We start from the raw sequence: 7000 nt of genomic DNA on the forward strand, positions 1-7000 counted from the left end.
CTTATATGCCGCAGTTCTTTATCGACCGCCCGGTGTTTGCCTGGGTGGTCGCACTGTTCATCCTGTTGGCCGGTGCGCTGGCCATTCCGCAGTTGCCGGTCGCGCAATACCCCGACGTCGCACCGCCGCAGATCGAAATCTATGCCGTGTACCCCGGCGCCTCGGCGCAGACCGTCGATGAGAGCGTGGTCAGCCTGATCGAGGAAGAACTCAACGGTGCCGATCACCTGCTCTACTTCGAATCGCAAAGCAGCCTCGGCAGCGCGACGATCAAGGCGACGTTCCAGCCGGGCACCAACCCGGAATTGGCGCAGGTCGATGTACAAAACCGCCTCAAGGTAGTCGAGTCGCGCCTGCCGCAAGCGGTCAATCAGCAGGGTTTGCAGGTGGAGAAGGTCTCTTCCGGTTTCCTCTTGCTGATCACCCTGACCTCCAGCGACGGCAAGCTCGATGACGTGGCCCTCAGCGATTATCTGGCGCGCAACGTGATGAACGAGATCAAGCGTCTGGACGGTGTCGGCAAGGCGCAGTTGTATGGTGCCGAGCGGGCGATGCGCATCTGGATCGATCCGCAGAAGCTCATCGCCTTCAACCTGACGCCGGCCGATGTCAACGAAGCCATCGTTGCGCAGAACGCCCAAGTTTCAGCGGGCAGCATCGGTGATTTGCCGTCGCCTTCCACACAGGAAATCACTGCGACGATTCTGGTCAAAGGCCAATTGTCGACGCCTCAGGAATTTGCCGACATCGTGCTCAAGGCCAACCGCGACGGCTCCACGGTGCGCATCGGTGATGTCGCGCGCGTCGAAATCGGCAGTCAGGAATATCAGTTCGGCACTCGCCTCAACGGCAAGCCGTCCACCGCCGTCGGCGTGCAGCTGTCTCCCGGCGCCAACGCACTGAACACCGCAACGCTGGTGCGGGCGAAGATGGACGAGCTGGCGCGCTACTTCCCGGCGGGCGTGGAGTACAAGATTCCGTATGACACCTCGCCCTTCGTCAAAGTCTCGATCACCAAAGTGATCTACACCCTTGGCGAAGCGATGCTGCTGGTGTTTGCAGTGATGTTCCTGTTCCTGCAGAACGTGCGCTACACGCTGATCCCGACGCTGGTGGTGCCGGTGGCGCTGATGGGCACGTTCGCGACCATGCTGGCGCTGGGCTTCTCGATCAACGTGCTGACCATGTTCGGCATGGTGCTGGCCATCGGCATTCTGGTGGATGACGCGATCGTTGTGGTGGAGAACGTCGAGCGCATCATGGCCAGCGAGGGCTTGTCGCCCAAGGAAGCCACGCGCAAGGCAATGACGCAGATTACCGGCGCGATTATCGGCATCACCCTGGTGCTGGTCGCGGTGTTTATTCCGATGGCGTTCATGCAGGGCTCGGTCGGCGTGATCTACCAACAGTTCTCGCTGTCCATGGCCACGTCGATTCTGTTCTCGGCGTTTCTCGCCCTGACGTTGACGCCGGCGTTGTGCGCAACATTGCTCAAGCCTGTCGCCAAAGGTGAGCATCACGAGAAGTCCGGATTCTTTGGCTGGTTCAATCGTCGCTTCGAGCAACTGACCGATCGCTATCAGGGTTGGGTCGGCTATGCGCTCAAGCGCACTGGTCGCTACCTGACGATCTACGTCGTCCTGTTGATTGGACTTGGGTTCTGTTTTGCGCGCCTGCCCTCTTCGTTTCTGCCTACAGAAGATCAAGGCTACACCATTACCGATATCCAACTGCCGCCGGGCGCGACCAAGAACCGCACCGTGCAAGTAGCCGAACAGCTCGAAGCGCACAACGCCGGTGAGCCGGGGATCAGTGACAGTGTCGTGATTCTGGGTTTCAGCTTCTCCGGTAGCGGGCAGAATGCGGCGTTGGCGTTTTCGACGCTCAAGGATTGGTCGGAACGTGGCAGTGACGATGCTGCCAGCTCGATTGCCGACCGCGCTAACGCTGCGCTGAGTCAGATCAAGGACGCCATGGCGTTCTCGGTGCTGCCGCCGCCAGTAGATGGCCTCGGCACGTCCAGCGGTTTCGAGTTCCGTTTGCAGGATCGCGGTGGCCTGGGCCATGCGACGTTGATGCAAGCGCGTACGGAACTGCTCGCCGCCGCCGAGAAAAGTCCGGTATTGATGAACGTCCGTGAAAGCGCGCTGGCCGAAGCACCGCAAGTGCAACTAATCGTCGACCGCAAGCAGGCGAATGCCTTGGGCGTTTCGTTCGCCGACATCGGTAATGTGCTGTCCACTGCGGTGGGTTCCAGCTACATCAATGACTTCCCCAATCAGGGCCGCATGCAGCGCGTGGTCGTGCAAGCCGAAGGTGATCAGCGCAGTCAGGTGGATGATTTGCTGAAAATGCACGTGCGCAACAACGCCGGAAACATGGTGCCGCTCTCGGCATTCGTCCAGGCCAACTGGATTCAAGGCCCGGCGCAGTTGACCAGGTACAACGGTTATCCGGCGATTGCCATCTCCGGCGAACCGTCAGCTGGGCACAGCACTGGCGAAGCGATGGCGGAAATCGAGCGTTTGGTAGCGTTGGGACCGAAAGGTCTGGGCCAGGAATGGACCGGTCTGTCGTTGCAGGAACGCCTGTCAGGCAATCAGGCGCCGATGTTGCTCGGTTTGTCGCTACTCGTGGTGTTCCTGTGTCTGGCGGCGCTGTATGAGAGCTGGTCGATTCCGACGTCGGTGCTGCTCGTTGTCCCGCTTGGTGTGCTCGGCGCGGTACTCGCCGTGACAATGCGCGGCATGCCCAACGACGTGTTCTTCAAGGTCGGACTGATCACCATCATTGGTCTGTCGGCGAAAAACGCGATCCTGATCATCGAATTCGCGAAGAGCCTGTATGACGAAGGTCACGACCTGATGGATGCAACGTTGCAGGCTGCTCGCTTGCGCTTGCGGCCGATCGTGATGACCTCGCTGGCGTTCATTCTCGGCGTGGTGCCATTGGCCATCGCCACGGGTGCCAGCTCGGCGAGTCAGCAGGCGATCGGCACGGGCGTGATCGGCGGGATGATCACCGCGACACTGGCGGTAATCTTCGTGCCGGTGTTTTTCGTCGTGGTCATGAAGCTCGTACAACGATTCACCAAACAACGCTGATCAAACTGTGGGAGCGAGCCTGCTCGCGAATGCGTCCGGTCTGCCAACATTAATGTTGAATCTGCTGACGTCTTCGCGAGCAGGCTCGCTCCCACAAGGATTGGCCAACATCATGCGCAGTGGCCACATCTGTCATCGCTGGGCTAAGGTGGTGAAACCTCCCTCACCTACCGAGCTTTCATGCCCTTCCTCGCCCGCACCCACCCTCGCCTTTCCGCTGCCGCCTTGCTCGGCCTCGCCACCGGCCTGTTGGTCCCGGCCGACTCCATCGTTAGCAAAATCCTCATTGGCTGGAACGTCGGCGTCTGGACATACCTGATCCTGATGTTCTGGCTGACCATACGCGCCAAGGCCCCGGACGTTCGACGCATCGCCGAAGTCGAAGATGAGAACGCCGGACTGGTGCTGTTTGTGGTGTGCATCGCCGCATTGGCGAGCCTGGCCACCATCACCCTCGAACTGGCCGGCAGCAGAGATCTGGAAACCTCACGCAAACTGATGCACTACGGGTTCACAGCGCTGACGGTGACCGGCTCGTGGCTGCTCATAGGAGTGATCTTCTGCGTGCACTACGCAAGGTTGTTTTACACCTGGAACGGCAAAGAGCCGGCGCTGCGTTTCGCCGAAGGGCTGACCACTCCCAATTACTGGGACTTCCTGTACTTCTCGTTCACGATTGGCGTTGCAGTTCAAACATCGGACGTAGGCGTAGCGACGCGGGGCATCCGCAAAATCGTACTGGCGCAGTCGCTGATCGGTTTTGTGTTCAACACGGCGATCCTGGGTTTTTCCATCAATATTGCCGCGGGTTTGTTCGGCTAGGGAATCACCCGCCCGTCGGTATCTTCGGGCAATCCTGTGATCATTTACTTGACGACAGAATTGTTTCTGGTGTTTCCTGAAACCGGTTTCAGGCTCTGCCTGACCTATAAATCCAATAACAAGGTTTCAGACCGTGAACGACTTCTCCGCCGCCCAGCGCAGCCGTGTGACCATGCTTGATGTTGCCGAACGCGCCGGCGTGTCCAAGGCCAGCGTTTCGCGCTTCATCGGCGATGACCGCGCGCTGCTCTCCGAAGCGATTGCCTTGCGCATTGAACAAGCCATCGGCGATCTCGGTTACCGCCCCAACCAAATGGCCCGTGGTCTGAAACGCGGACGCACTCGGCTGATCGGCATGCTCGTCGCCGATATCCGTAACCCCTATTCGATTGCCGTGATGCACGGGGTGGAAACCGCCTGCCGGGCGCACGGCTACAGCCTGGTGGTTTGCAACACAGACCGCGATGACGAGCAGGAGCGCCAGCATCTGGCGCTGTTGCGCTCGTACAACATCGAAGGGCTGATCGTGAACACGCTGGGCCATCACCGGGACGAACTGCACGAACTGCGCCGCGAGATGCCGCTGGTGCTGGTGGATCGCAAGGTCGACGGGCTCGACAGCGACATGGTCGGGTTGAACAACCCGCAAGCAGTAGAGATGGCGCTCGCGCATCTCGAGCAACGCGGATATCGGGATCTTTTGCTGGTCACCGAACCGTATGACGGCACCAGCTCGCGGATCGAGCGGGTCAGCAGTTTTCAGGCGCAGATTGCTCAGCACTCGACCCTGACTGGGGCGGTGCTGGAAACCGGTGATGATCTGACCGCGCAACTTCAAAGCTTTTTAAACACACCCGGTGACGGCCCGAAAGCGCTGTTTTGCGCCAATGGTGTCGCGGCGCTTGCGGCAACGCATGCGCTGCGCGCGCTGGGCGTGCGTCTATTTGAAGATGTCGGGTTGATTGCCCTGGATGATCTGGATTGGTATCCGTTGGTGGGCAGCGGAATTACCGCGCTGGCACAGCCGACGCAAGAGATTGGCGCGCGGGCGTTTGAGTGTCTGCTCAAGCGCTTGCGCGGGGATGATGAGATGGCGCGGGTGGTGGATTTTGCGCCGGCGCTGGTTGAGCGTGGGTCGACCCGTGAGGTTGGCGGAGTCTGATCTGACGCCTTCGCGAGTAGGCTCGCTCCCACAGGTTGATGCCATTCCATTGTGGGAGCGAGCCTGCTCGCGAAAGGGCCTGCAAAAACACTACAGAATCACCTGATTTTTTTTGAACAAAAATGAAACCGGTTTCAGAGGTCAATAACAATGAATAAACCAGCCGTTTCCATCAGTCTGTCCAGCTACGGTGCCGAGCTTGTGCGCCAGCGTGGGCAGGATTCCTTTATCGAGATCCTCGCGGCCTCCGGCGCCAATCGCATCGAGTGGCGCGAAGAGCTACTGACCCGTGAAGATCCCGCGCAACTGGCTCAGGCTACCCAGGCGCAGGGCCTGCAAAGTATTTATTCCTCACCCACCGAACTCTGGCTCGCAGGGCAAGCGCAGCCAAATCCCGAACTGATTACCGCGCTGCAACAGGCCCAGGCATTCGGTTCGAAATGGTTGAAAGTTTCGCTTGGCTATTTCACTGACAACTCTGACTTGCAGGCACTGGCCGAGCGACTCAAACAAAGCCCGGTTCAGTTGCTGGTGGAAAACGACCAGACCTTGCACGGCGGGCGCATCGAGCCGTTCCAGCGTTTCTTCGCCGCCGTCGAGCAGCACAATCTGCCGATCAAGATGACTTTCGACATCGGTAACTGGCACTGGCAGGACCAGTCTGCCGCCAGCGCCGCTCGCGCGCTGGGGCGTCACGTCGGTTACGTGCATTGCAAAGCCGTGGCGCGCCGCGACGACGGCAAACTGGTTGCGGTACCGCCGGCCATCAGCGATCTGCATCTGTGGGAACAACTGCTGCGGCACATGGACCAAGGCGTTATGCGCGCCGCCGAATACCCGCTGCAAGGCGATGACCTGGTGCAACTGACCCGCGAACACGTCGCCGCACTCGCCCGCCTCGGTCAATCGCGCCTGGAGCCAGCCCATGTCTGAGATCGATATTCTTTCTTTCGGTGAAACCATGGCGATGCTGGTCGCCGAGCAGACCGGTGACCTCGCAAAAGTCGAGCAGTTTCACAAACGGATTGCCGGGGCCGACAGCAACGTCGCGATCGGCTTGTCCCGGCTGGGTTTCAACGTCGCATGGTTGAGCCGGGTCGGAAACGATTCACTTGGTCGCTTTGTCGTGGAAACGCTGATCAAGGAAGGTCTGGATTGCAGCCACGTCGAGGTGGATAAAAACCATCCGACAGGCTTTCAGTTCAAATCGCGTAACGACGACGGCAGCGACCCGCAGGTGGAGTATTTCCGCCGTGGTTCGGCGGCCAGTCATCTGTCGCCGCACTCCATCAACGACAACCTGCTGAGCGCGCGCCATTTGCACGCCACCGGTATCCCACCGGCGCTCTCCGCCTCGGCGCGGGAAATGTCCGTCGAACTGATGACCCGCATGCGCGCCGCCGGACGCAGCGTTTCATTCGACCCGAATCTGCGCCCAAGCCTGTGGGCCAGCGAGGCCGAGATGATCCGCGAGATCAACCGCCTCGCCGCCCTCGCCCACTGGGTGTTGCCGGGGTTAAGCGAGGGCCGCCTGCTCAGCGGTTTCGACGACCCGGCCGACATTGCTGCGTTTTATCTGGATCAAGGTGCGGAGGCGGTGGCGATCAAGCTCGGGCCTGAAGGCGCTTATTACCGCACGCAGCTGGATCAGGGTTTTGTCGCTGGCGTGCCGGTGACCAAGGTGGTCGATACCGTAGGCGCCGGGGATGGTTTTGCGGTGGGGATGATCAGTGCCCTGCTCGAGCATCAGAGTTTTGCCGAGGCCGTGCAGCGAGCGAACTGGATTGGCAGTCGCGCGGTGCAGAGTCGTGGCGACATGGAGGGGTTGCCGACCCGCCAAGAGTTATCGGTTGAATTTGAATCCGCCTTCGCGAGCAGGCTCGCTCCCCCTATTGCGATGCAAACCCGGGGG

Annotated in this window: 5 protein-coding genes; all 5 read left to right on the forward strand. The window is 60.1% G+C overall.

From position 1 onward, the window contains the following. Positions 1-5: 5 nt before the first annotated feature. A complete protein-coding gene (locus OK411_RS16055) occupies positions 6-3104 on the forward strand; it encodes an efflux RND transporter permease subunit (RefSeq protein ID WP_217878292.1) in 3099 nt (1032 codons plus the stop codon). Positions 3105-3284: 180 nt separating this feature from the next. Beyond that, the gene (locus tag OK411_RS16060) at positions 3285-3926 is read left to right on the forward strand and encodes a DUF1345 domain-containing protein (RefSeq protein WP_217878294.1); all 642 of its coding nucleotides are present in this window, start codon (positions 3285-3287) and stop codon (positions 3924-3926) included. 133 nt (positions 3927-4059) lie between these two features. After that, a complete protein-coding gene (locus OK411_RS16065; protein WP_319636914.1) occupies positions 4060-5088 on the forward strand; it encodes a LacI family DNA-binding transcriptional regulator in 1029 nt (342 codons plus the stop codon). A 150-nt stretch (positions 5089-5238) separates the two neighbouring features. Beyond that, positions 5239-6021, forward strand: coding sequence for a sugar phosphate isomerase/epimerase family protein (locus OK411_RS16070; RefSeq protein WP_136492581.1), 783 nt, complete (start codon positions 5239-5241; stop codon positions 6019-6021). Further along, the coding region (locus tag OK411_RS16075) for a sugar kinase (protein WP_264365350.1) at positions 6014-7000 on the forward strand (987 nt) is incomplete at its 3' end. The genes OK411_RS16070 and OK411_RS16075, both read left to right, overlap by 8 nt.

It is taken from the genome of Pseudomonas sp. RG1 (genome assembly GCF_025910115.1).
GTDB classification, from domain to species: domain Bacteria; phylum Pseudomonadota; class Gammaproteobacteria; order Pseudomonadales; family Pseudomonadaceae; genus Aquipseudomonas; species Aquipseudomonas atacamensis.

Bases quoted from the DNA above. Each gene is read 5' to 3' on its own strand.
- OK411_RS16055 (WP_217878292.1), top strand. From the start codon at position 6: ATGCCGCAGTTCTTTATCGACCGCCCGGTGTTTGCCTGGGTGGTCGCA.
- OK411_RS16060 (WP_217878294.1), top strand. From the start codon at position 3,285: ATGCCCTTCCTCGCCCGCACCCACCCTCGCCTTTCCGCTGCCGCCTTG.
- OK411_RS16070 (WP_136492581.1), top strand. From the start codon at position 5,239: ATGAATAAACCAGCCGTTTCCATCAGTCTGTCCAGCTACGGTGCCGAG.